The 25,161-nt window shown below is 68.0% G+C and carries 23 protein-coding genes; 11 read left to right on the top strand and 12 right to left on the bottom strand.

The window, feature by feature from the left end:
* Window positions 1-135: 135 nt before the first annotated feature.
* The 4 genes from H0X91_RS06735 to H0X91_RS06720 are packed head-to-tail and all read right to left on the bottom strand — an operon-like array spanning window position 136 to window position 3,767.
* Window positions 136-861 carry a PqiC family protein gene (locus H0X91_RS06735; RefSeq protein ID WP_006497516.1) on the bottom strand — a complete coding sequence of 242 codons (726 nt, stop codon included), beginning with the start codon at window positions 859-861 and terminating at the stop codon, window positions 136-138.
* A complete protein-coding gene (locus H0X91_RS06730; protein ID WP_006482664.1) occupies window positions 858-2,477 on the bottom strand; it encodes a PqiB family protein in 1,620 nt (539 codons plus the stop codon). The genes H0X91_RS06735 and H0X91_RS06730 overlap by 4 nt, the downstream gene beginning before the upstream one ends.
* On the bottom strand, window positions 2,470-3,093 hold the full coding sequence (locus H0X91_RS06725; protein WP_012492951.1) for a paraquat-inducible protein A: 624 nt from the start codon (window positions 3,091-3,093) through the stop codon (window positions 2,470-2,472). The genes H0X91_RS06730 and H0X91_RS06725 overlap by 8 nt, the downstream gene beginning before the upstream one ends.
* An 8-nt stretch (window positions 3,094-3,101) precedes the next feature.
* Entirely contained in the window at window positions 3,102-3,767 is a 666-nt protein-coding gene (locus H0X91_RS06720) for a paraquat-inducible protein A (protein WP_012492950.1), read from the bottom strand.
* A 259-nt stretch (window positions 3,768-4,026) separates the two neighbouring features.
* On the opposite strand from H0X91_RS06720, the gene H0X91_RS06715 reads away from it, so the two are divergent.
* The 4 genes from H0X91_RS06715 to H0X91_RS06700 all read left to right on the top strand — a co-directional run bounded on the left by H0X91_RS06715 (window position 4,027) and on the right by H0X91_RS06700 (window position 7,274).
* Window positions 4,027-4,587 (top strand): cytochrome b, encoded by a 561-nt coding sequence (locus H0X91_RS06715; RefSeq protein ID WP_006482464.1) that lies wholly within the window; start codon window positions 4,027-4,029, stop codon window positions 4,585-4,587.
* Window positions 4,588-4,595: 8 nt separating this feature from the next.
* Complete coding sequence (locus H0X91_RS06710) at window positions 4,596-5,156, top strand: YceI family protein (protein ID WP_006482463.1); 561 nt, start codon at window positions 4,596-4,598, stop codon at window positions 5,154-5,156.
* A 65-nt stretch (window positions 5,157-5,221) separates the two neighbouring features.
* Window positions 5,222-5,803, top strand: coding sequence for a YceI family protein (locus H0X91_RS06705; protein ID WP_006476873.1), 582 nt, complete (start codon window positions 5,222-5,224; stop codon window positions 5,801-5,803).
* A gap of 193 nt (window positions 5,804-5,996) precedes the next feature.
* Window positions 5,997-7,274 (top strand): MFS transporter, encoded by a 1,278-nt coding sequence (locus tag H0X91_RS06700; RefSeq protein WP_048987108.1) that lies wholly within the window; start codon window positions 5,997-5,999, stop codon window positions 7,272-7,274.
* 18 nt (window positions 7,275-7,292) lie between these two features.
* Here H0X91_RS06700 and H0X91_RS06695 read toward each other — a convergent pair whose 3' ends face one another.
* The 6 genes from H0X91_RS06695 to queA form a co-directional block, all read right to left on the bottom strand.
* On the bottom strand, window positions 7,293-8,837 hold the full coding sequence (locus tag H0X91_RS06695; protein ID WP_230877899.1) for a S41 family peptidase: 1,545 nt from the start codon (window positions 8,835-8,837) through the stop codon (window positions 7,293-7,295).
* A gap of 220 nt (window positions 8,838-9,057) precedes the next feature.
* Window positions 9,058-10,008: a protein translocase subunit SecF gene (gene secF, locus H0X91_RS06690; RefSeq protein WP_006482457.1), complete on the bottom strand. Its 951-nt coding sequence runs from the start codon at window positions 10,006-10,008 to the stop codon at window positions 9,058-9,060.
* Between the two features lie 18 nt (window positions 10,009-10,026).
* A complete protein-coding gene (secD, locus tag H0X91_RS06685; RefSeq protein ID WP_006482461.1) occupies window positions 10,027-12,048 on the bottom strand; it encodes a protein translocase subunit SecD in 2,022 nt (673 codons plus the stop codon).
* Between the two features lie 106 nt (window positions 12,049-12,154).
* A complete protein-coding gene (yajC, locus tag H0X91_RS06680) occupies window positions 12,155-12,478 on the bottom strand; it encodes a preprotein translocase subunit YajC (RefSeq protein ID WP_006476868.1) in 324 nt (107 codons plus the stop codon).
* A gap of 233 nt (window positions 12,479-12,711) precedes the next feature.
* Window positions 12,712-13,899, bottom strand: a complete 1,188-nt coding sequence (gene tgt, locus H0X91_RS06675) for a tRNA guanosine(34) transglycosylase Tgt (RefSeq protein ID WP_006497510.1) — start codon at window positions 13,897-13,899, stop codon at window positions 12,712-12,714.
* A 117-nt stretch (window positions 13,900-14,016) separates the two neighbouring features.
* On the bottom strand, window positions 14,017-15,084 hold the full coding sequence (gene queA, locus H0X91_RS06670; protein ID WP_006482460.1) for a tRNA preQ1(34) S-adenosylmethionine ribosyltransferase-isomerase QueA: 1,068 nt from the start codon (window positions 15,082-15,084) through the stop codon (window positions 14,017-14,019).
* A gap of 167 nt (window positions 15,085-15,251) precedes the next feature.
* Between queA and recG the strand changes: the two genes are divergently transcribed.
* The 7 genes from recG to ubiA all read left to right on the top strand — a co-directional run bounded on the left by recG (window position 15,252) and on the right by ubiA (window position 23,460).
* Window positions 15,252-17,564, top strand: a complete 2,313-nt coding sequence (recG, locus tag H0X91_RS06665; protein ID WP_034178660.1) for an ATP-dependent DNA helicase RecG — start codon at window positions 15,252-15,254, stop codon at window positions 17,562-17,564.
* Between the two features lie 146 nt (window positions 17,565-17,710).
* The gene (locus H0X91_RS06660) at window positions 17,711-18,670 is read left to right on the top strand and encodes a LysR substrate-binding domain-containing protein (RefSeq protein ID WP_006483664.1); all 960 of its coding nucleotides are present in this window, start codon (window positions 17,711-17,713) and stop codon (window positions 18,668-18,670) included.
* Window positions 18,671-19,064: 394 nt separating this feature from the next.
* Window positions 19,065-19,193, top strand: a complete 129-nt coding sequence (locus tag H0X91_RS35230) for a hypothetical protein (RefSeq protein ID WP_006483667.1) — start codon at window positions 19,065-19,067, stop codon at window positions 19,191-19,193.
* Between the two features lie 101 nt (window positions 19,194-19,294).
* The gene (gene katG, locus H0X91_RS06655; RefSeq protein ID WP_196432919.1) at window positions 19,295-21,481 is read left to right on the top strand and encodes a catalase/peroxidase HPI; all 2,187 of its coding nucleotides are present in this window, start codon (window positions 19,295-19,297) and stop codon (window positions 21,479-21,481) included.
* Window positions 21,482-21,591: 110 nt separating this feature from the next.
* Window positions 21,592-21,762, top strand: coding sequence for a hypothetical protein (locus H0X91_RS06650; protein WP_006483662.1), 171 nt, complete (start codon window positions 21,592-21,594; stop codon window positions 21,760-21,762).
* Between the two features lie 138 nt (window positions 21,763-21,900).
* Window positions 21,901-22,389 (top strand): non-specific DNA-binding protein DpsA, encoded by a 489-nt coding sequence (gene dpsA, locus H0X91_RS06645; RefSeq protein WP_196432918.1) that lies wholly within the window; start codon window positions 21,901-21,903, stop codon window positions 22,387-22,389.
* Between the two features lie 207 nt (window positions 22,390-22,596).
* Complete coding sequence (gene ubiA / locus H0X91_RS06640) at window positions 22,597-23,460, top strand: 4-hydroxybenzoate octaprenyltransferase (protein WP_034201004.1); 864 nt, start codon at window positions 22,597-22,599, stop codon at window positions 23,458-23,460.
* A gap of 101 nt (window positions 23,461-23,561) precedes the next feature.
* Here the strand turns inward: ubiA and proC are convergent, their stop codons facing one another.
* A complete protein-coding gene (gene proC / locus H0X91_RS06635; protein ID WP_194131101.1) occupies window positions 23,562-24,374 on the bottom strand; it encodes a pyrroline-5-carboxylate reductase in 813 nt (270 codons plus the stop codon).
* 53 nt (window positions 24,375-24,427) lie between these two features.
* Window positions 24,428-25,126, bottom strand: a complete 699-nt coding sequence (locus H0X91_RS06630; protein WP_006488936.1) for a YggS family pyridoxal phosphate-dependent enzyme — start codon at window positions 25,124-25,126, stop codon at window positions 24,428-24,430.
* Window positions 25,127-25,161: the final 35 nt, after the last annotated feature.

Genomic DNA, 25,161 nt, shown 5'->3' with positions numbered 1-25,161 from the left:
CGGCGATCGGCGAAGCCGGCTGCGGCGGCGTGCGGCCGACGATACTCGGCGGGCACGGCCGAGCGGGCGGCGCCATTCGACACCGCGCAGTCGCACGTCGTGTCGAACGCTCGCCCGCGCGCCGTCCGCGTCCGCTTATGCGCCGGACTTGCCCGTCGCGCCGGCATCGCCGCCGGACGTCGGGCTGGCCGGACACGGCACGACCGGCGCGGCGGCCGTCTTGCCGCCGGCCGTGGGCGTGGCCGTCGCCGCCGTGCCGCGGCGTGCGGCCATCGCGCGCACGCCGTCCGCGGCTTGCGAGGCGATCACGTCGAGCGCGCGCCGGTGGCCGGCGACGAGCGCGTCGTAGCCGTCGGCGACCGGTTCCGCGACGCTCGTGCGGCAGGTCATCACGGCCTGAGTGGCGAGCGAGCGCACGCTCCACACGGCGTCGACCGCGGCGCGCTTGCCCGGCCACGACTCGAAGCGCTGCACGTTCACGCTGATGCGGTACACGGGCACGCCGGGCGGGTAAGCGGAATTCGCGACGTCGATCGTGCCGAGCTGCGCGGCGAGATCGTCCGACAGCGCGCGGCGGATCTCGTCGGCGGGCGGCGACGCCCAGCGTTCCTGCTCGAGCACGTCGACCTGCGCGGCGTTCTTCTGCACGACCAGCTGGCTCTTCGCGACCTGCTCGGGCACGCCGACCGACGGCACCTCGATCAGGAACGCCGGATTGGCCGGCGCGGTGCGCAGCGGCGCCGCGGCGTCGGCCGGGCTGAGCGTGTAGAACCGTGCGGGCGGCGAGCTGCACGCGGCGAGCGCGAGTACGGCGAGCGCCGTCGCCGCGCCGCTCGCGAAACCGTTCACGCGTGTCGTCATTGTTTATCTCCTGGCTTGCCCTTGAGCAGCGATTCGGGGTGGCGCTCCAGATAGTCGGCGAGCGCGTTCAGCGATTGCAGCGTGCGCGTGAGTTCCTTCAGCGCGCCGCGCACGTCGGACTGCAGCGGCGAATCCTGCTGCAGCGTCGCCTCGGCGGTCGAGAAGGTCTGCTTCGCGGCCGACAGCGTGTCGCGCGCTTCCGGCGCGACCTGCGTGTCGAGCTGCTTGAACAGCTTGTCGGCGTTCGCGAGCGCGCTGTTCAGGTTCGCGCCGATCTGGTCGAACGGCACCTTGTCGAGCTTCTTCGCGATGTCGGCGACCTGCAGCTGCAACTCGTCGAGCGTATTCGGCACGGTCGGCAGTTCGAGCGGCAGGCGGCTCGTGTCGATCTTCACGGCCGGCGCCTTCGGGAAGAAGTCGAGCGCGACGTACAGCTGGCTCGTCAGCAGGTTGCCGGTGCGCAACTGGCCGCGCAGCCCGTGCTGGACGAGCCGCTCGACGATCTCGCGGCGCGCCGGTTCGCCCTTGCTCTCGATCGTCTCGCGGAAGCGGCGGCCGAGGCGTTCCGGATACACGTTGATCGTCACCGGCATCAGGAAGTTCTTCGTCTTGGGATCGAAGTCGATGCCGATGTTCGTCACTTCGCCGAGCACGATGCCGCGGAAGTCGACCGGCGCGCCGACGGCGAGCCCGCGCAGCGACTGGCTGAAGTTCATCACGACCTGCAGCGGCTGGCCGTCCGGGTCGCGCATCGCGTCGCCCTCGTCGGAGCCGAGGCGGAACGTCGTGTTGTTCGGTGCGGTCGCGCCGCTGCCCTGGTTCGGCGGCGTCTGGAACGCGATGCCGCCGAGGATCACCGTCGCGAGCGATTGCGTGTTCAGCTTCAGGCCGCTCGAATCGAGCCGCAGGTCGACGCCGCTCGCCTGCCACCAGCGCGAGTTCAGGCCGACGTACTGGTCGTACGGCGCATTCACGAACACGTTGAACGTGACGCCCGTGCCGTCCTTGTCGAGCGAGAAGCCGACCACCTGGCCGACCTGGACGCGGCGGTAGTAGACCGGCGAGCCGATGTCGACCGAGCCGAGCGAATCGCCGCGCAGCACGTATTGCGTGCCTTTCTGGTCGCCGGTGACGGCGGGTGGCGTCTCCAGGCCGGTGAAGTCGGTCAGCGTGTCCTGGCCGTGACCGGCGTCGACGCCGATGTACGCGCCGGACAGCAGCGTGCCGAGCCCCGACACGCCGGTCGCGCCGACGCGGGGCCGCACGATCCAGAAGCGCGAACCCTGGACCGCGAAGTCCTCGGCTTCCTTCTTGAGCTGCACCTGGACCAGCACGCGCGACAGGTCCTTCGACAGCTTGATCGTCTTGACCATGCCGATCTCGACGTCCTTGTACTTGACCTGGGTCTTGCCCGGCTCGAGCCCTTCGGCGCTGTGGAAGCTGATCGTGATTTCCGGGCCGCGCTCGCGCACGGACTTGATCACGAGGCCGATGCCGATCAGCGCGGCGATCAGCGGCACGAGCCAGACGAGCGACGGCAGCCAGCCGCTTTTCGTCGAGATCGCCGGATCGGGCGGCCGGGGCGCGTCGTGCTGCGGGCCTTGTGGACTATTCATGGTGATTCCCTGAGGTTTCGACTGGATCCCAGATCAGGCGGGGATCGAACTGCATCGACGCGAGCATCGTCAGGATCACGACCGAGCCGAACGCGAGCGCGCCGGGGCCGGCCGTGATGACGGCGAGCGAACGGAAATGGACGAGCGCGACGGTCAGCGTCACGACGAAGATGTCGAGCATCGACCAGCGGCCGATGCGCTCGACGATCCGGTAGAGGCGCGTGCGCTGCAGCGGTCGCCACGCGGCGCGACGCTGCGCGCTGGTGACGAGGATCGTCAGCACGCCGAGCTTGAGCATCGGCACGAGAATGCTGGCGACGAACACGACCACGGCGAGCGGCCAGTCGCCGGACGTCCAGAAATAGATGACGCCGCTCATGATCGTGTCCTGCTGCGACCCGACGATCGACGACGTGCGCATGATCGGCAGCAGGTTCGCCGGAATGTAGAGGATCGCGGCCGCGAGCAGCAGCGCCCACGTGCGCATGATGCTGTTCGGCGTGCGCACGTGCAGCGCGCTGCCGCAGCGCGCGCAGTGCGCGTGCGGCTGGTCGATCGTCTGCACGAGCCCGCACGCGTGGCAGCTGGCGTAACCCTCGCGGGCGGCGGTCGGCATGGGCCTCGTCATCGGCGGGGTGCGTCCGGCAGCGGCGCGGCGGCGTCGGGCCGCTCCGGCGCGCGGCCGGCGCGTAGGTCGTCGGCGATGTCCCACAGCGTGCGCGGGTCGAACATCAGCACGACGGCGGTCATCAGCGTGAGCGCGCCGAACGCGAACAGCGCCGCGTCGGGCACGACGCGCGCGAGGCTCACCATCTTCACGATCGTGACCAGGATGCCGAGCATGAACACCTCGATCATCCCCCACGGCCGCACGAGCTGGATCGTGCGCAGCACGAGGTTCAGGCCGGGCGGCACGATGCCGCGCCGGATCGGCAGCAGCACGTACAGCAGCGCGGCCATCTCGACGAGCGGGAACAGCACGGTCGAGCAGAACACCATCACGCCGACGATCGCCATGTCCTGACGCCACAGCGCGTCGATCGCGCCGATCAGCGTCGTCTGCACGCGCGTGCCGTTCAGGTCCATTTCCAGGATCGGGAACGTCTGCGCGATGATGAACGTGACGAGCGCGGCGACCGCGAGCGCGGTGATGCGCTCGATCTGCGTGGTGCTGTTGCGATAAAGCAGCGCGTCGCAGCGCGGACAGCGCGCGATCTCGCGGCCGCTCAGGCGCGGTTTATGCAACAGTGCGTCGCATTCGTGGCAGGCAATCAGGTCGTATCGTTGCATGGAAAAGGCGGTGTCGCGACGGCTGGGGGAACGCGTCGACGGGGCCGGAACCCGCGCCAATCTTACCAAAAGGGCTTTTTCGATGCGTCAAGGATCGTGAGTTTCGTGACCGGTCGGTAACATGGCGGGAAGCCGTCAGCCGGCTGGCGCGCCTGTTCTCGGAGTCCGCGCACGTCAAAAGGTTGCGGTAGCATGGCGCCCTTGACATGCGTCGGACGAATTTACCGGCGCAGCCGTTCGCTGAACTGAGGAATCCAAGATGGCATCGAAATCGCCGCCGGCCGCGCCGGCACGGTACGCACACACTGCGATCGCCTTGCACTGGCTGATCGCGCTGCTGATCGTCTGCGGCTTCGCGCTCGGCTGGGTGATGACGGACATCCCCGGCTTCACGCCGACCAAGCTGAAGTACTTCTCGTGGCACAAGTGGATCGGCGTGACGGTGTTCGCGCTGGCCGTCGTGCGCGTGCTGTGGCGGGCGACCCACGTGCCGCCGCCGCTGCCGGGCGACACGCCGGCGTGGCAGCGCGCGGCGTCGCACGGCGTGCACATGTTGCTGTACGTGCTGATGATCGTGATCCCGGTGACGGGCTACCTGTACAGCTCGGCGTCGAACATTCCGGTCGTCTATCTCGGCATCGTGCCGCTGCCGCGCCTGATCGACCCCGATCCGGCGCTCAAGGAAACCTTCAAGACGCTGCACGTGTCTTTGAATTACATTCTGCTTGCGCTCGTCGCGATGCACGTGCTCGCGGCGCTCAAGCACCAGCTGTTGGACCGCGACGGCCTGCTGTCGCGCATGCTTCCCTTTGCCAAATGAAGGATCCCATGAAAGTGTCTTTCTCCCGCTCCATGCTGACCGCGTTCGCCGCGGCGGCGCTTGTCGCGTCGGGCGCGGCGCATGCCGACGTCGATCTCGCGAAGAGCAAGGTGTCCGCCGTGTCGAAGCAGATGAACGTGCCGACCGAAGGCGCGTTCAAGAAGTTCTCCGCGCAGGTGAAGTTCGACCCGGCGAAAGCCGCGCAGGGCAGCGCGCAGATGACGATCGACGTCGCGAGCTTCGACCTCGGCGACAAGATGTACAACGACCAGGTCGCCGGCAAGGACTGGTTCGACGCGAAGACCTATCCGCAGGCGACCTTCGTGTCGTCGGCGATCGCGCCGGCCGGCGGCAACAAGTACAACGTGACCGGCAAGCTGACGATCAAGGGCAAGGCCGAGACCGTCACGGTGCCCGTCACGGTCGCGCAAAACGGCGCGACGCAGACGTTCGACGGCGTGCTGCCGATCAAGCGTTCGGCCTTCAACGTCGGCACCGGCGAGTGGAAGGACACGTCGATCGTCGCGGACGAAGTGCAGATCAAGTTCCATCTCGTCGCCACGAAGTAGGCGGCGGGTTGTTGCCTCAACTGAATGCCGCGCGAGGGCGCGGCGCCGTTTCCAGGAGAAAAGGTTTGAAAAAGCATCTGATCATCGCCGCCGGCGCGCTGGCCGCTTCGCTGTCGTTCTCGGCCTTCGCCGAAAGCGCCACCTACCAGTTCGACCCGAGCCACACGTACCCGAGCTTCGAGGCCGACCACTTCGGCGGCCTGTCGGTCTGGCGCGGCAAGTTCGACAAGTCGAGCGGCACCGTGACGCTCGACCGTGCGGCGAAGACCGGCACGGTCGACGTGACGACCGACATCGCGTCGATCCACACGGGCAGCGCGAAGCTCGACGAGCACCTGCAGACGGCCGAGTTCTTCGATGCGGCGAAGTTCCCGCAGGCGAACTACAAGGGCACGATCAAGTTCGACGGCGACAAGCCGGTGTCGGTGGTCGGCAACCTGACGCTGCATGGCGTCACGAAGCCGCTCACGCTGAAGATCGATTCGTTCAAGTGCATGCCGCACCCGATGCTCAAGCGTGAAGTGTGCGGCGTCGACGCGGTCGGCGAATTCAGCCGCGACGATTTCGGCCTCGACTACGGCAAGCAGTACGGCTTCAAGATGAAGACGAAGCTGCTGATCACGGCCGAAGCGGTCAAGCAGCAGTAAGGCTTCCCGGCACGGCCGGCCATCGTGCCGGCCGCCGCGGATCAACCGCCGCGTTCCCGTTACCGGGGCGCGGCGGTTTTTTTGCGCGCCTATAATCGCCCGAGCGCCGCATGTGGCCATGCGGCGCTCGGGCAGGCCGACGGCGCGACGGCGGCCGCCTCGAACAGAACGTACAACGACAAGGAGATCGCCGATGCATGCCGTCACGCAGTCCAGCTCCATTGCCTCGTCGCCGCGCGTCTGGCGCGCGGTGGTCGCCGCGTCGATCGGCAACGCGCTCGAGTGGTTCGATCTCGTCGTCTACGGCTTTTTCGCGGTGACGATCTCGAAGCTGTTCTTCCCGGCCGGCAACGACACCGTGTCGCTGCTGCTCACGCTCGGCACGTTCGGCGTGTCGTTCTTCATGCGGCCGCTCGGCGCGATCGTGCTTGGCGCGTATGCGGACCGCGCCGGTCGCAAGGCCGCGCTGACGCTGTCGATCCTGCTGATGATGGCCGGCACGCTGATCATCGCGGTGCTGCCGACCTACGAGACGATCGGTGTCGCCGCGCCGGTGATCCTCGTCGCCGCGCGGCTGATGCAGGGCTTCTCGGCCGGCGGCGAGTTCGGCAGCGCGACCGCGTTCCTCGCCGAGCACGTGCCCGGCCGGCGCGGCTTCTTCGCCAGCTGGCAGGTCGCGAGCCAGGGGCTCACGACGCTGCTCGCCGCGGGCTTCGGCACCGTGTTGAACGCGCAGCTGTCGGCCGCGCAGATGGCGTCGTGGGGCTGGCGCGTGCCGTTCTTCTTCGGGCTGCTGCTCGGGCCGGTCGCGTACTACATCCGCACCAAGGTCGACGAGACGCCCGAATTCCTCGCGGCCGAAGGCACCGCCAACCCGCTGCGCGATACGTTCGCGTCGCACAAGGCGCGCCTCGTCGCGGCCATGGGCGTGGTCGTGCTCGGCACCGTCGCCACCTACCTCGTGCTGTTCATGCCGACCTACGGCGTGAAGCAGCTCGGCCTCGCGCCGTCCGCCGCATTCGCCGCGATCCTCGTGGTCGGCGTGATCCAGATGGCGTTCGCGCCGCTCGTCGGCCACTGGTCGGATCGCTACGGCCGCGTGCGCGTGATGGTCGCGCCGGCCGTCGGCATCCTCGTGCTGATCTATCCGGCGTTCGCGTATCTTGTCGCGCATCCGGGCTTCGGCACGCTGATCGCGCTGCAGGTGCTGCTCGCGTTCCTGATGACCGGCTACTTCGCGGCGCTGCCGGGGCTGTTGTCCGAGGTGTTTCCGGTGCAGACGCGCACGACCGGGATGTCGCTCGCGTACAACGTCGCGGTGACGATCTTCGGCGGCTTCGGGCCGTTCATCATCGCGTGGCTGATCCGCGAGACCGGGATGAAGACCGCGCCGAGCTTCTACCTGATGTTCGCGGCCGTGTTGAGCCTCGCGGCGCTGGTCGTGCTGCGGCGGCGGTTCGGATTCCGCTGAAACGGGGCGGGCGGCGGCTCAGTTGCCGCCGCGCTCGCAGACCGGCTGCGCCGGCATCAGTTGCGCGGGCGCGGCGATGGTCTGCACCGGGCGGCCGGCGAGGGCATCGAGCGCCTGCCGGAGCTGCCAGTCGGCCGCCGTGCCGAATGCGCGCTGCGGCAGCGCCGCGCTCCGCGCCGTATCGGCCTTCGCGCGCACGCGCTCGTCGCGCAGCTTCTGGCGGGCCTTGCGCACCTGCGCGAACGGGTCGGGCGCCTGCCGGTCCGCATACGGGGCGCGGGCGAGATCGACTTCCCGGTACCACAGCAGCACGCCGTCGACGTCCGCATCGCGGCGCGGCGGCACGAGCCAGTCCGGCACGACGCCGTAGCCGTCCATCGGGCAGCCGTTCGGCCGCAGATTGCGCGCGAACGTGAAATTCAGGCGCGTGCCGTCGATCAGGTCGACGCCCGTCTGCGCGAGCCCTTTCCCGTAGGTCGGCATGCCGAGCAATTTGGCGCGGCCGAGATCCTTCAGCGCCGCCGCGGTCGCTTCTGCAGCCGACGCGCTTTGCCCGTCGACGAGCACGACGAGCGGCACGGTGCGCCACCAGTCGTCGGCCTGCAGCGGCGCGAGCGGATCCTGGCCGTGCATGACGGGCAGTTCGTAGTCGGGCCAGTTGGTCGTGTAGCGGCGGCGATGCGTGTCGCCGCGCTCGACCGTCACCATCGCGGTGCGGTCGCGTCCCGCGAACAGCGCGGTGATGCCGATCGCCGCATTGAGCGCGCCGCCGCCATTGATGCGCAGGTCGAGGATCATCTGCTTGACCGGCGGCCCCGCGCGACGCGCGGCCTGCACCGCATCGATATAGTCGCCGACCGCCGGCTCCGGAAAACTCGACAGCCGCGTGTACAGGATGTCGCCGTCGAGCCGCTTCACGGTTGCCGGGCGCGGCTTGACGATCGCCCGCACCGGCGCGAAGGTCAGCACCGCATGCTTCGGGCCGCGCTGCACCGTGAGCTTCAGCGGCACGCCCGCGTCGCCCTTCGCGAGTTTCATCAGTTCGCCGCCGTCGATGCCGACGACGCTCCGGTCGTTCATCGCGACGACGAGATCGTCGGGCCGCACGCCGGCCTTTTCCGCCGGCGCATCGGGAACCACGTCGATGATGTGCAGCCCGTCGGGCCGCGTCTCGAACACGATCCCGATGCCCGGCGTGCCGTCGCGGGCGCGCCGCTCGTCGTCGCGCCGTTCCTGCTCTTCCTTCGCGTTGAAGAAGCGCGCGTACGGCAGCGTCTTGATCCCGTCGTGGGTCGCGGCGTCGAGCAGCGCGCCGATGTCGACGTCGGTCAGGTGCTGTTGCTTCAGCACATCGACGGCCGCCTTCAGTTCGCAGATCTGCGGCTCCCAGTCGGGCGGGCAGGGCGATGGCGCTGGGGCGGCGGGCACCGAAGCGGCGGCGGGTGAAACGGCTGGCAGCGCTGCGGCGGCCGGCGCGGATGCCGGTTGCGCACCGACGAGCGGCGCATACGGGAACGCGGCCGCGACGGCTGCGCAGACGGCGAGGCGACGAACGACACGCATGGGAGGCATCATCGGGACCGCACGTTCGGACGGGTGAAGAGGGGAGCTTGCCCGGTCCACGCGCGCGGCCGGCAGGCGGCGGGGCAGGGCGGTGACGATTGTAGCTGACACCCGTGACGATGCAGGTCGGCCCGTTGGCATGCCGCATCGTGGCGGCCCGCGCATAAAAAAAGCCGGCCCAGAGGGCCGGCTTTGCTTCGATGCCGAAACGGCGTCGCGCTCAAACCTGCGCGCCGGCGTTCGGATCGTCCGGATCGTGCGCGGTCTTCTTTTCCTTGATCAGGTCTTCGCGCTTGATGCCGAGCCACATCGCGAGCGAGCCCGCGACGAACACCGACGAGTAGATGCCGAACATGATGCCGACCGTCAGCGCGAGCGCGAAGTAGTGCAGCGTCGGGCCGCCGAAGAAGAACATCGACAGCACCATCATTTCCGTCGACGTGTGCGTGATGATCGTGCGCGACATCGTGGTCGTGATCGCGTGGTTGATCACTTCCTGCACGCTCATCTTGCGTTCGCGGCGGAACGTTTCGCGGATCCGGTCGAAGATGACGACCGACTCGTTGACCGAGTAGCCGAGCACCGCGAGGATCGCCGCGAGCACCGCCAGCGAGAACTCCCACTGGAAGAACGCGAAGAAGCCGAGAATGATCACGACGTCGTGCAGGTTGGCGATGATGCCCGCCACCGCGTACTTCCATTCGAAGCGGAACGACAGGTAGATCACGATGCCGATCACGACGCACGCGAGCGCGAGCAGACCGTCGGTCGCGAGCTCGCGGCCGACCTGCGGGCCGACGAACTCGACGCGCTGCAGCGTGACGTCCGGGCTCTGCGCCTTCAGCGCGCCCATCACCTGGTCGCTCTGCTGCGCGGACGTGAGGCCTTCCTTCAGCTGCAGGCGGATCAGCACGTTACGCGACGTGCCGAAGTTCTGCACCTGCGCGTCGGCATAGCCGAGCTTGCCGAGCGTCGCGCGCACGGGTTCGAGCTCCGCGGCCTGCTGGTACTGCACCTCGATCACCGTGCCGCCGGTGAATTCGACGGACAGGTGCAGCCCGCGGTGGAACAGGAAGAACACGGCGGCGAGGAACGTGACCAGCGAGATCACGTTGAACACCAGCGCGTGCCGCATGAACGGAATATCTTTACGGATGCGGAAAAATTCCATGGCTTCGTCTCCGGGGCCTTATTGGGTCGAGCCCGGTTTCTTCGGCGACACGCCTTGCTGCGCGCGGTTGCGCAGCTGCGGCTTGCCGGCGCGCGGCGCGTTGCCCTTCGCCGGGGCGGCGAGCTTCGCGGCGCGCGCGGTGTCGGTCGATTCGTCCGCGTCGGTGAACGACGCGGCGGCAGCGGCGCCTTCCGGCTTCCACACCTGGCCGATCGCGAGCGACTTCAGCTTCTTGCGGCCGCCGTACCAGAGGTTGACGATCCCGCGCGAGAAGAACACCGCGGAGAACATCGACGTCAGGATACCGAGGCAGTGCACGATCGCGAACGCGCGAACCGGGCCCGAGCCGAACGCGAGCAGCGCGAGGCCGGCGATCAGCGTCGTGACGTTCGAGTCGAGAATCGTCGCCCACGCGTGTGCGTAGCCGGCCTGGATCGCGAGCTGCGGCGGCTGGCCGGCGCGCAGTTCTTCACGCACGCGCTCGTTGATCAGCACGTTCGAGTCGATCGCCATACCGAGCGCGAGCGCGATGGCCGCGATACCCGGCAGCGTCAGCGTCGCCTGCATCAGCGACAGCACGGCGACGAGCAGCAGCAGGTTCACCGACAGGCCGATCACCGACACCACGCCGAACAGCATGTAGTACGCGATCATGAACACGGCGATCGCACAGAAGCCCCAGATCACCGAGTGCACGCCCATCTTGATGTTGTCGGCGCCGAGGCTCGGGCCGATCGTGCGTTCCTCGATGATGTCCATCGGTGCGGCGAGCGAACCGGCGCGCAGCAGCAGCGCGAGGTCGGCCGCGGCCTGCGGCGTCGGCTGGCCCGTGATCTGGAAGCGGTCGCCGAGTTCGGACTGGATCGTCGCGACCGTCAGCACTTCGCCCTTGCCCTTCTCGAACAGCACCATCGCCATCGGCTTGCCGATGTTGTCGCGCGACACCGTGCGCACCGCGCGGCCGCCCGCCGAATCGAGGCGGATGTTGACCGACGGACGCTGGTGTTCGTCGAAACCGGCCGATGCGTCGATGATGCGGTCGCCGGTGAAGATCACGTCCTTCTTCAGCAGCACGGGCGCCTGGATGCCCTGCGTGAACAGCTCCTCGCCCGGCGGCACGGGGTCGTTCGGGTTCGGGTGCGTGTTGATCGGGTCGGCGAGGCGCGCCTCGAGCGTCGCGGTGCGGCCGATGATGTCCTTCGCCTTCGCGGTGTCCTGCACGCCCGGCAGTTCGACGACGATGCGGTCGCTGCCTTGCTGCTGCAGGATCGGCTCGGACACGCCGAGTTCGTTCACGCGGTTGTGGAGCGTCGTCAGGTTCTGCTTGAGCGCGGCGTCCTCGACGGCCTTCTGCACGGCCGGCGTAAACGTGCCGACCACCTGCGTGCCGCCGCCGCCGGGCTGGGTCGCCCATTGCAGCTCGGTGATCGACGCGGCGAGCACCTTGCGGGCGTCTTCCGCCGTCTGCGCATCGCTGAAGTTGACGACCACGGACTGCTCGACGCGGCTCACGCCGCCGTCGCGGATGTTCTTGTCGCGCAGCAGCGAGCGCGCGTCGGAGGCGTCGGAGTCGAGCTTCTTCGTGAGCGCGCCCGTCATGTCGACCTGGAGCAGGAAGTGCACACCGCCGCGCAGGTCGAGGCCGAGATACATCGGCAGCGCGTGCAGGGCGGTCAGCCAGCGCGGCGACGCGCTCTGCAGGTTCAGTGCGACGACGTACTGCGGATCGTTCGGGTCGGCGTTCAGCGACTTCTGCAGCAGGTCCTTGACGCGCAGCTGCGTATCGGTGTCCTTCAGGCGCACGCGGATGTTCGCGTTGGTCGCCGTGTTCTCGAAGGTGACGTCGTCCGGCTTGATCTGCGCGGATGCGAGCGCCGATTCGACCTGGGTCAGCGTGGTCGAGTCGAGCTTGACCGTGGCCTTGCCGCTCGACACCTGCACCGCCGGCGCTTCGCCGAAGAAGTTGGGCAATGTGTACAGAAGGCCGATGGCGAGCGCCACGACCATCACGACATATTTCCAGAGTGGATAACGATTCATGAGGGGGCCGAACGGGTGGTTGGCGTGAAAGCGTCGCGTCCGGCGCCGCGGCGGCCCGCTCTCTCAGGCGGGCACGGCGCGGGAAGCCGGACGCTCGGTGAAAGCCTTACAGCGACTTGATCGTGCCCTTCGGCAGAATGGTCGTGACGGCAGCCTTCTGCACGGTGATTTCGGTGCCTTCGGCGATTTCGACGCCGATGTAGCCTTCGGTGACCTTCGTCACCTTGCCGACGAGGCCGCCGCTCGTGACGACTTCGTCGCCCTTCGCCATGGCCGCGAGCATGTTGCGGTGTTCCTTCTGACGCTTCATCTGCGGACGGATCATGATGAAGTACAGCACCGCGAACATCAGGATGAGCGGCAGGAAGCTCATCAGGCTCGATTCGGCGCCACCGGCACCTTGCGCGAAGGCATTGGAAATGAACGGCACGTTGGTCTCTCCGTAGGGGAAGATCGAAAAATAAGCCGGTTATTCTACCACCGGCCCCATGCGCAGACGGATCGGCAAATGCGCTTTCGGATCAAGCTGTTAAAGCGCGAACCGACACCGTTGCGACTTGTTTGGAAAGGTAATTGTAATGTTTGGCGGTCGCGACCGGTGATTTGATCAGGCCAATTAGTACACGTCCTATGTGACTGGCCGCGATGCGGGCCGCCGGCCCGTCAGTCGACCCCTCTCGCGCGATCCTCCGCGAAGCGTTGCCGGAATGCGTCGAACGTGTGCGTCTCGATTGCCTCGCGGATCTCGCTCATCAGCTGCAGGTAGTAGTGCAGGTTGTGGATCGTGTTCAGCTGCGCGCCGAGGATTTCGCCGACCCGGTGCAGGTGATGCAGGTAGCCGCGCGAGAAGTTCTGGCACGTGTAGCAGGTGCAGGTCGAATCGAGCGGCTTCAGCGAGTTCTTGTGCGTCGCGTTGCGGATCTTCACGTCGCCGAAGCGCGTGAACAGCCAGCCGTTGCGCGCGTTGCGGGTCGGCATCACGCAGTCGAACATGTCGACGCCGTTCGCGACGCCTTCGACCAGGTCCTCCGGCGTGCCGACGCCCATCAGGTAGTGCGGCTTGTTGGCCGGCAGCTTCGGGCCCACGTGGCGCAGCACGCGCATCATGTCTTCCTTCGGCTCGCCGACCGACAGCCCGCCGATCGCGAGGCCGTGGAAACCGAGTTCCGCGAGGCCCGCGAGCGATTCGTCGCGCAGGTCCTCGAACATCCCGCCCTGGACGATCCCGAACAGCGCGTTCGGGTTGCCGAGCCGGTTGAACTCGTCGAGCGAGCGCTTCGCCCAGCGCAGCGACATGCGCATCGAGTCGGCCGCTTCCTGGTGCGTCGTCGGCACGCCGTTGGTCGCGTACGGCGTGCATTCGTCGAACTGCATCACCACGTCGGAGTTCAGCACCTTCTGGATCTGCATCGACACTTCCGGCGACAGGAACAGCTTGTCGCCGTTGATCGGCGACGCGAACGTGACGCCGTCCTCGGTGATCTTGCGCAGGTCGCCGAGCGAGAACACCTGGAAGCCGCCCGAGTCGGTCAGGATCGGCTTGTTCCAGCCCATGAAGCCGTGCAGGCCGCCGTGCGCGTCGATCGTGTCGAGGCCCGGGCGCAGCCACAGGTGGAACGTGTTGCCGAGGATGATCTGGGCCTTGATCTCGTGCAGCTCGCGCGGCTGGATCGCCTTCACGGTGCCGTACGTGCCGACCGGCATGAAGATCGGCGTTTCGACCGTGCCGTGGTTGAGCTTCACGCGGCCGCGGCGCGCGTGGCCGTCGGTCGTCAGCAGTTCGAATTCGAGCCCGTTGGCCGGGCGGTCCTGCACGGGGGCGTGCGTATCGTGGGATGAACCTTCGGTCATCGTGTCGTGCTCCTCGCTACCGGAAAACAGTCCGGCGCATGTTGGAAACGCCGCCGGGAAGCCCGGCGGCGGTGAAAAAACGGGTGACGCACCAGGCGGACGAGCCGCCCGCGGAGCTTACGCGCCCGGCGCCTCCGGCGTGTCGCGCCGCGTGAGCAGCATCGCGTCGCCGTAGCTGAAGAACCGGTAGCGTTCTTCGATCGCGTGCCGGTACGCGGCGCGGATCGTCTCGACGCCCGCGAACGCGGACACCAGCATCAGCAGCGTCGATTTCGGCAGGTGGAAGTTCGTCACGAGCCGGTCGACCACGCGGAAACGGTAGCCGGGCGTGATGAAGATGTCGGTCTCGGCCTGCGTCGCCGCGAGCGGGCGGCCGGCTTCGTCGGCCGAGCGCGCCGCGGCTTCGAGCGCGCGCATCGACGTCGTGCCGACCGCGATCACGTTGCCGCCGCGCGCGCGGGTCGCGGCGATCTTGTCGACGAGCGACTGCGGCAGGTCGTACCACTCGCTGTGCATCTTGTGCTCGGCGATGTTGTCGACGCGCACCGGCTGGAACGTGCCGGCGCCGACGTGCAGCGTGAGCGTCGCGCGCTCGACGCCCAGCGCATCGAGCTGCTCCAGCAGCGGCTGGTCGAAATGGAGCCCGGCCGTCGGCGCGGCGACCGCGCCCGGGTTGCTCGCATAGACGGTCTGGTAGCGCGTCTCGTCGGTCGCATCGGGATCGTGCTCGATATACGGCGGCAGCGGCAGGCGGCCGTACTGTTCGATCAGGTCGAGGCACGGCGCGGGGAAGTGCAGCGTGAAGAACGGCTCGACGCGCTCGCCGACCGTCACGTCGAACGCGTCGGCCAGACGCAGCGTCGTGCCGGCGCCCGGCGACTTGCTCGCGCGGATCTGCGCGAGCGCCGTGTGCGTGCCGGTCACGCGCTCGATCAGCACCTCGATCTTGCCGCCGCTGGCCTTCTGGCCGAAGAAACGCGCCTTCAGCACCTTGGTATCGTTGAACACGAGCAGGTCGCCGGGCGCGATGCACGACGGCAATTCGGCGAAATGGCGGTCGACGAGGCGTGCGGGCTCGACGCTGCGGTCGACCTCGAGCAGGCGGCTCGCGGTGCGATCGGGCAGCGCGGTTTGTGCAATCAGCTCGGGCGGCAGATTGAAATCGAAATCGGAAAGCGTGAACATGCGGGCTGGTTCGAAGCGGCCGGCGGGCGTCGCCGGCAGGGCGGAAACGCGTAATCGGGGCGCGCGAGCCGCTATGATGACGGGATGCGCGGCCTGGCCGGCGTCGTTCGTTCGGACGACGTGAAAGCCGCTATTGTACTTGCCTTGCGAAGCACCCAGACGATCCGATGCCTGTGTCACCACGCCGTTCTCCCGCCGCCGTTGCCGATTCCGCCGATCCGTTCGACGCGGACGATGCCGCGTCGCCCGTGCCGTCCGCATCGGGCGCCGGTACGCGTCGCGCCGGCCCGAAGCGCGGCGCCGACGGCCGGCTCGCGCAGCCCGCGGCCGCCGCGCCCGACGCCGACGGCGCCGCCGCGAGCGACGAGGCAGGCGCGGCCGGTGCGAAGCGCAAGAAGAAGCCGGCCGCCGACAAGCCGGTGAAAACCGCCGACAAGCTCGCGAAGCTCGGGCTTACGCGTTCGATCGATCTCGTGCTGCATCTGCCGATGCGCTACGAGGACGAGACCACGCTCACGCCAATCGGCGAATTGCTGCCGGGCGGCATCGCGCAGACCGAAGGCGTCGTGTTCGACAACGAGGTCGCGTACCGGCCGCGCCGCCAGCTCGTCGTGAAGATCCGGGACGACGACGGCGAGCAGCTCGTGCTGCGCTTCCTGAATTTCTACGGGTCGCAGGTCAAGCAGATGGCCGTCGGCCAGCGGCTGCGCGTGCGCGGCGACGTGCGCGGCGGCTTTTTCGGGATGGAGATGGTGCATCCGGCCGTGCGCGTCGTCGAAGCGGATGCGCCGCTGCCGCAGGTGCTCACGCCCGTCTACCCGAGCACGGCCGGCGTGTCGCAGGCGTATCTGCGCAAGGCGATCGAGAACGCGGTCGAGCGCACGCCGCTGCCCGAACTGCTGCCGCCGGAGATCCAGCGCGATTACCTGAAGCCGCTCGACGTGCCGACGCTCGAGCAGGCGGTGCGCATCCTGCACCACCCGCGCGTCGATTCCGACGAAGCCGCGCTGATGGACGGCTCGCATCCGGCGTGGACGCGTATCAAGTTCGAGGAACTGCTCGCGCAGCAGCTGTCGCTCAAGCGTGCGCACGAGGAGCGCCGCACGCGCGCCGCGCCCGCGATGCCGCGCCGCACCGCGCGCGATGCCGACGCGCTGACCACGCGCCTTTACGCGGCGCTGCCGTTCACGCTGACGGGCGCGCAGGCGCGCGTCGTCGACGAGATCGCGCACGACCTCACGCTCGCGCACCCGATGCAGCGGCTGCTGCAGGGCGACGTCGGCAGCGGCAAGACGGTCGTCGCGGCGCTGGCCGCCACGCAGGCGATCGACGCCGGCTACCAGGCCGCGCTGATGGCGCCCACCGAAATCCTCGCGGAACAGCACGCGCGCAAGCTGCGCGCATGGCTCGAGCCGCTCGGCGTCACGGTCGCGTGGCTCGCGGGCAGCCTGAAGGCGAAGGAGAAGCGCGCGGCGATCGAGGCGGCCGCGCTCGGCACCGCGCAGCTCGTGATCGGTACGCACGCGATCATCCAGGACACGGTCGAATTCGCGCGGCTCGGCCTCGTGATCGTCGACGAGCAGCACCGCTTCGGCGTCGAGCAGCGTCTCGCGCTGCGTGCGAAGGCCGCGAACGCGGCCAACGGCGCGCGCGACTTTCAGCCGCACCAGCTGATGATGTCGGCCACGCCGATTCCGCGCACGCTCGCGATGACGTACTACGCGGATCTCGAAGTGTCGACGATCGACGAGTTGCCGCCCGGCCGCACGCCGGTGCTGACGCGCGTCGTCGGCGACGCGCGGCGCGACGAGGTGATCGCCCGCGTGCGCGAGGCCGCGCTCACCGGGCGCCAGGTGTACTGGGTGTGCCCGCTGATCGAGGAGAGCGAGACGCTGCAGCTGCAGACGGCCGTCGAAACCTACGAGACGCTGGCCGCGGCGCTGCCCGAGCTGAAGGTCGGGCTCGTGCACGGCCGGCTGTCGCCGGCCGACAAGGCGGCCGTGATGGAGGCGTTCACGCGCAACGAAGTGCAGCTGCTGGTCGCGACGACGGTGATCGAGGTGGGCGTCGACGTGCCGAACGCGTCGCTGATGGTGATCGAGCACGCGGAACGTTTCGGCCTCGCGCAGTTGCACCAGCTGCGCGGCCGGGTCGGGCGCGGCACCGCGGCGTCGGTGTGCGTGCTGCTGTACAGCGGGCCGCTGTCGCTCACCGGCCGCGAGCGGCTGAAGACGATGCGCGAGACGACCGACGGCTTCGAGATCGCGCGGCGCGACCTCGAAATCCGCGGCCCGGGCGAATTCCTCGGCGCGCGCCAGTCGGGCGCGGCGATGCTGCGTTTCGCGAACCTCGAGACCGACGGCTGGCTGATCGACCCGGCCCGCGAGGCCGCGGCGCGGCTGATTGCCGCGTACCCGGAGGTCGTCACGCAGCATCTCGCGCGCTGGCTCGGCGCGCGCGAACAGTACCTGAAGGCCTGATCGAGCGGCTCGGGGCCGGATCGAAAGCCGCCGATCGACGCCAATCGACGCCAATCGACGCCTCGCGATGCAGAGAAACTTGGCGAACCGGTGCCAACAGGTGTATAAATTAAACCTATCGCCTGTATATCTCTGATTGACCCACAATGACGCTGACTGAATTGAAATACATCGTCGCGGTTGCGCGCGAGCGGCATTTCGGCCGCGCGGCCGAAGCGTGCTTCGTGAGCCAGCCGACGCTCTCGGTGGCGATCAAGAAGCTCGAAGACGAGCTCAACGTGCAGATTTTCGAGCGCGGCGCGAGCGAAGTGAGCGTGACGCCGATCGGCGACCAGATCGTCACCCAGGCGCAGCGCGTGCTGGAGCAGACCTTCGCGATCAAGGAGATCGCGAAGCAGGGCAAGGACCCGCTCGTCGGCCCGTTCCGCCTCGGCGTGATCTACACGATCGGGCCGTACCTGCTGCCGACGCTCGTCAAGCAGATGATCCAGCGTGTCCCGCAGATGCCGCTGATGCTGCAGGAGAACTACACGCTGAAGCTGCTCGAACTGCTGAAGCAGGGCGAGATCGACGCCGCGATCATGGCGCTGCCGTTCCCCGAAACCGGCCTGATGGTGCGGCCGCTGTACGACGAGCCGTTCGTCGTCGCGCTGCCGGCGGGCCACCCGTGGGAGAAGCGCGACGAGATCGACGCCGAGGACCTGAAGCAGGAAACCATGCTGCTGCTCGGCAACGGCCACTGCTTCCGCGATCACGTGCTCGGCGTGTGTCCGGAACTGATGCGCTTCTCGCAGACGGCCGACGGCATCCAGAAGACCTTCGAGGGCTCGTCGCTCGAAACCATTCGCCACATGGTCGCGAGCGGCGTCGGCATCACGGTGCTACCGCGAATGTCGGTCGCCGAGATCGGCCCGCGCGCGAACGGTCCCGATGCCGAACTGCTGTCGTACGTGCCGTTCAACGAACCGGTGCCCGATCGGCGTGTGGTGCTCGTATGGCGCAAGAGCTTCACGCGGATGCCCGCGATCGACGCGATCAGCGACGCCATCTCTGCCTGCGAGCTGCCCGGCGTCGCGAAGCTCGACATGCCGGCCACGATGAATTGACGCACCCGCGCATGCGGGTGTGGCGGCATGATGAACGGGGCCTTGCGGCCCCGTTTATTTTTCCCTATCGCATAGATGAAATTTATCAAATTCAAATAATTGATAGATGTAGATAGAATCCTCTACATGGATCGGCGTCGTAGCCGACGTGCGGGATGCACGTTGAATGCAAACGTCAAAGGAGGATGTCATGATGCGGTCGGTATTGCAGCACGCGCAACGGAACATCCCGTCGCGCGACATGGTCGTACATCGCGCCAGGGCGGCGGTTCGCGGCCTGCGTCCGATTGCGTTCGCGTACCTGGCGGACCGTGTGTATGGCGGATGAGTGCCGCCGCGCACCGGTTCTGTGTTCCCCCGATTCACCCGCCGTCAAGCCATGAGGGAGCATTGCATGTCCGATACACGAAAAACCACCCGCCGCGCCGGCATGACGACTGCCGGCCGCCGCGTCCCCGAGCGCCCCGCCTGCGGCGCGTTGCAGCGGGAACGCGTGCCGAAGGCCGCGCACGACATCCCGTAGTACGACAGGAGAAGCCGCCTGTTCCGTTTCTTACCCCCCGCAATGCTCCACGAACCGCGCCCGGCACGTGGGGGCCTACGAGCAAGTAAAGGAGAAAAAGCATGTCGAACGAAACCAAGTGCCCGTTCAACCACACCGCAGGCAGCGGCACGACGAACAAGGACTGGTGGCCGAATCAGCTGAACCTCAACGTCCTGCATCGGCATTCGGCGCTGTCCGATCCGATGGACCCGGATTTCGACTACGCCGAGGCGTTCAAGAAGCTGGATCTCGCCGCGGTGAAGCACGACCTGCACGCGCTGATGACGACGTCGCAGGACTGGTGGCCGGCCGACTTCGGCCACTACGGCGGCCTGTTCGTGCGCATGGCGTGGCATAGCGCGGGCACGTACCGCACGGCCGACGGCCGTGGCGGCGCGGGCGGCGGGCAGCAGCGCTTCGCGCCGCTCAACAGCTGGCCGGACAACGTGAGCCTCGACAAGGCGCGCCGCCTGCTGTGGCCGATCAAGCAGAAGTACGGCCGCAACATCTCGTGGGCCGACCTGCTGATCCTGACCGGCAACGTCGCGCTCGAATCGATGGGCTTCAAGACGTTCGGCTATGCCGGCGGCCGCGTCGACACGTGGGAACCGGACGACGTCTACTGGGGCTCGGAAAAGATCTGGCTGGAACTGAGCGGCGGCCCGAACAGCCGCTACACGGGCAAGCGCGAGCTCGAAAGCCCGCTCGCCGCGGTGCAGATGGGCCTGATCTACGTGAACCCGGAAGGTCCGGACGGCAACCCCGACCCGGTCGCCGCCGCGCACGACATCCGCGAGACGTTCGCGCGGATGGCGATGAACGACGAGGAAACGGTCGCGCTGATCGCGGGCGGTCACACGTTCGGCAAGACGCACGGCGCCGGCCCGGCCTCGAACGTCGGCCCCGAGCCGGAAGCCGCGGGCCTCGAGGAGCAGGGTCTCGGCTGGAAGAGCACGTTCGGCACCGGCAAGGGCAAGGACACGATCACGAGCGGCCTCGAAGTCACGTGGACCTCGACGCCGACGAAGTGGAGCAACGACTTCTTCAAGCACCTGTTCAGCTACGAGTGGGAGCTCACGAAGAGCCCGGCCGGCGCGCACCAGTGGGTCGCGAAGGATGCGGACGAGGTGATTCCCGATGCGTACGACGCGTCGAAGAAGCATCGCCCGACGATGCTGACGACCGACCTGTCGCTGCGTTTCGACCCGGCCTACGAAAAGATCTCGCGTCGCTTCTACGAGAACCCGGCCGAATTCGCCGACGCATTCGCACGAGCGTGGTTCAAGCTGACGCACCGTGACATGGGTCCGCGCTCGCGCTACCTCGGCCCGGAAGTGCCGGCGGAACACCTGCTGTGGCAGGACCCGATCCCGGCCGTCGATCATCCGCTGATCGACGACGCCGACGTCGCCGCGCTGAAGGCGAAGGTGCTGGCCACGGGCCTGTCGGTGTCGCAGCTCGTGTCGACCGCCTGGGCGTCCGCGGCGACGTTCCGCGGGTCGGACAAGCGCGGTGGCGCGAACGGCGCGCGCATCCGCCTCGCGCCGCAGAAGGACTGGGAAGTGAACCAGCCGGCGGCGCTCGCGGCGGTACTCGAAGCGCTCGAAGGCGTGCAGAAGGCGTTCAACGATGCGCAGACGGGCGGCAAGAAGGTGTCGCTGGCCGACCTGATCGTGCTGGCCGGTGCTGCCGGCGTCGAGCAGGCGGCGAAGAACGCGGGCGTCGCGATCACGGTGCCGTTCGCGCCGGGCCGGATGGATGCGTCGCAGGAAGAAACCGACGTCGACGCGATGGCCGTGCTCGAGCCGCTCGCCGACGGGTTCCGCAACTACCTGAAGCACCCGTACAAGACGCCGGCCGAGGCGCTGCTGGTCGACAAGGCGCAACTGCTGACGTTGACGGCGCCGGAGATGACCGTGCTGGTCGGCGGCTTGCGCGTGCTCGGCGCGAACGTCGGCGACTCGAAGCACGGCGTGTTCACCGATCGTCCGGGCACGCTGTCGAACGACTTCTTCGCGAACCTGCTCGACATGCGCACGGAATGGAAGCCGGTGTCGGCCGCGAACGACGTGTTCGAAGGGCGCGATCGCGCGACGGGCGCGGTCAAGTGGACGGGCACGCGCGTCGACCTGATCTTCGGCTCGCACTCGCAACTGCGCGCGCTGGCCGAGGTGTACGGCAGCGCGGATGCGCAGGAGAAGTTCGTGCGCGACTTCGTCGCCGCCTGGAACAAGGTGATGAACCTCGACCGCTTCGACCTCGCATGAACCCGGCCGTGATGCGGTGATGCAGTAAAGCAGTGATGCAGTAACCTGAAACGGCCGGTCGAACGACCGGCCGTTTCTTCTCTGAACGATGTCTTGTCGAAGGAGTGACCATGACGCAAATGATGCTCAACATGCGTGCCGCCGCGTCGCCCATTCTGCGCTCGCCGGTCGAACTGGCGCGCTACGCCGTCGGCTTCGCGATCGTCGTCGGCGGGGCGGTGGAGCTGGTCTCGCAGGCGCTGCACGCGCTCGCGCCGGTCGTGTCGGCCGCAGGCGGCTGACGACAACGATGGCAGCGAGGGCAGCGACGATTTCGCGACGCTAGACTGGCGAGTCGCGAACGGATGCCGCGCGACGCGGCATGCGGATTGCTCGACGCATTTTCGCCGGTTCAACATTTCGAATGAGGAGTCCCGAAGATGGCCAAGAAAGGCAACGCCACGCAGATCAACATCGGTATCAGCGACAAGGACCGCAAGAACATCGCGGACGGCCTGTCGCGCCTGCTCGCCGATACGTTTTCGCTGTACCTGAAGACCCACAATTTCCACTGGAACGTGACCGGACCGATGTTCAACACACTGCACCTGATGTTCGAGGAGCAGTACAACGAACTGTGGCTCGCGGTCGATTCCGTCGCGGAACGCATTCGCACGCTGGGCGTCGTCGCGCCCGGCACGTTCGGCGAGTTCGCGCAACTGTCGTCGGTGCCGGAAGCGAAGGGCGTGCCGGCCGCCGAGGAAATGATCCGTCAGCTCGTCGAAGGGCACGAGGCGGTCGTGCGCACCGCGCGTGAAATCTTCCCCATCGCCGATGCGGCGAGCGACGAGCCGACCGCGGACCTGCTGACCCAGCGCCTGCAGACGCATGAAAAGACCGCATGGATGCTGCGGTCGCTGCTCGCGTAAGCCGCACGCGGCCGGGGACGGCAGGCCGGCCTGCTTCTGAGCGGCTTTGCATCTGTCCCCGGATTGATGCGCGCCGCTGCGTGGCCGCGCGTAGCGGGTCGCGGCGGCCCGCCGGCCCGCTGCGGTCACCGGCCGCGCGGCGCGCCGACATGACGCGAAGCACCGCTCGGCTCTAAAATGCCGGGATTCTCTTCCCGGTGCTTCGCCATGCTTGCCCGCTTTCCCCTGTATCTGCGGCTCGTCCGGATGGACAAGCCGATCGGCAGCCTGCTGCTGCTGTGGCCGACGCTCAACGCGCTGTGGATCGCGTCGGACGGCCACCCGCGCTGGCCGCTGCTCGTGATCTTCACGCTCGGCACGCTGCTGATGCGCTCGGCCGGCTGCGCGATGAACGACTACGCCGACCGCGATTTCGACCGTCACGTGAAGCGCACGGCCGACCGGCCGCTGACGTCGGGCAAGATCCACGCATGGGAAGCCGTCGCGATCGCGGTCGGGCTGTCGTTCATCGCGTTTTTGCTGATCCTGCCGCTCAATACGCTGACGAAACAATTGTCGGTCGTCGCGCTGTTCGTCGCCGGCTCCTATCCGTTCATGAAGCGCTTCTTCGCGATTCCGCAGGCGTATCTCGGCATCGCGTTCGGCTTCGGCATCCCGATGGCGTTCGCGGCCGTGCAGGATACGGTGCCGATGCTGGCGTGGGTGATGCTGGTCGCGAACATCTTCTGGTCGGTCGCGTACGACACCGAATATGCGATGGTCGATCGCGACGACGACATCAAGATCGGCATCCGCACGTCCGCGCTGACGTTCGGTCGTTTCGACGTCGCGGCCGTGATGGCGTGCTATGCGATGACGCTCGGCATCTACGTGTGGATCGGCGTGACGCTCGGCTTCGGTCCCGCGTACTGGGTGGGCTGGGCGGCGGCGCTCGGCTGCGCGTTGTATCACTACACGCTGATCAAGGACCGCGAACGGATGCCGTGCTTCGCGGCGTTCCGCCACAACAACTGGCTGGGCGGCGTGCTGTTCGCGGGCATCGCCGCGCATTACCTGCTGGCGGGCAACTGAACGACACACCGCGCGCTTTTTCTCGCGGCGCCAACGAAAAAGCGACCTGACGGTCGCTTTTTTTACATCCGGCGCCGGCATGACCGGTGCCGCCGTCACGCTTACGCGCGGCCGAGCTCGTCGCCCATTTCCTTCGCGCGTGCTTCGGCCGCGAGCGCGCCGCGCACGATCGCGTCCTTCACGCCCTGCGCGTCGAACGCCGCGAGCGCGGCGGCCGTCGTGCCGCCCTTCGACGTCACGCGTTCGCGCAGCACGCTGGCCGGCTCGCCCGACTGCGCGGCCAGTTGCGCGGCGCCGGTGAACGTCGCGACCGCGAGCGCGCGGCCCTGCTCGTCGTTCATGCCGAGGCGGCGCGCGGCTTCCTGCAGCGCTTCGATGAAATAGAACACGTACGCGGGGCCGCTGCCCGAAATCGCGGTGACCGCATCGAGCTGCGCTTCGTCGTCGAACCACACGATCTCGCCGACCGCGCCGAGCACGTTCGACGCGAGTTCGCGGCCGGCGGCGTCGACGCCCGGCAGCGCGGCCAGGCCCGTCACGCCCATGCCGACCAGCGCGGGCGTGTTCGGCATCGTGCGCACGACGCGCGCGTAGCCGCCGAGCCAGCGGGCGAGATCCGTGCCGCGGATGCCGGCCGCGATGCTGATCACGAGCTGCGACTTCAGGTGCGGCGCCAGCGCCTGCGCGACGTCGTGCAGCACCTGCGGCTTCACCGCGAGCACGATCGCGTCGTAATCGGCGAGCGTCGCGTCGATCGCCGCGCCGGTGTGCACGCCGAATTGCTGTGCCGCGCGCGCGCGGACTTCTTCGTTGACGTCGATGGCATACAGGCCGTCCGCGGCGACGCCGCGCTTGATCAGGCCGCCGATCAGGGCCGCGGCCATGTTGCCGCCGCCGATGAATGCGATTTTCATGATGTCGGGAATGAGCGAGTGAGTGAACGGAAAGGCGGAAAAGGGCGCGGCGTTCAGTGCGAGTAATCGCGCGCGCCGAAGATCGCGGTGCCGACGCGCACGATCGTCGCGCCTTCGAGCACGGCGGCATCGAGATCGGCGGACATGCCCATCGACAGCGTGTCGAGCGGCAGGCCGCCGGCGCGCAACGTGTCGAACAACGCGCGCAGCGCGCGATGCGGCGCGCGTTGCGCGTCGGGGTCGTCGGCCGGTTCGGGAATCGCCATCAGGCCGCGCAGCCGCAGCGACGGCAGCGCGGCGACCGCCCGCGCGACTTCGGCCACGTCGGCCGGCGCGACGCCGCTCTTCGACGCCTCGCCGCTGATGTTCACCTGCACGCACACGTTGAGCGGCGGCAGGTGCGCGGGGCGCTGTTCCGACAGGCGCTGCGCGATCTTCAGCCGGTCGACCGAATGGACCCAGTCGAAGCGCTCGGCGACGGGGCGCGTCTTGTTCGATTGCAGCGGGCCGATGAAATGCCATTCGAGGCTCGCGCGCAGGTCGGCGAGCGCGTCGATCTTGTCGATCGATTCCTGCACGTAGTTTTCGCCGAAGGCGCGCTGGCCGGCCGCATGCGCGGCGCGCACGTCGTCGGCCGGAAACGTCTTCGACACGGCGAGCAGCGCGACGGTGGCGGGATCGCGGCCGGCCGCGCGGGCGGCGTCGGCGATGCGGCGGTGAACGGAGTCGAGACGGGCGGCGAGATCGGACATGACGGGCACGGAAGCAGGCACGGGAGCGGCACGGA

It is taken from the genome of Burkholderia sp. 9777_1386, assembly GCF_015712265.1.
Lineage (GTDB): Bacteria > Pseudomonadota > Gammaproteobacteria > Burkholderiales > Burkholderiaceae > Burkholderia > Burkholderia cenocepacia.
This window is presented reverse-complemented; position numbering and strand designations above follow the sequence as displayed.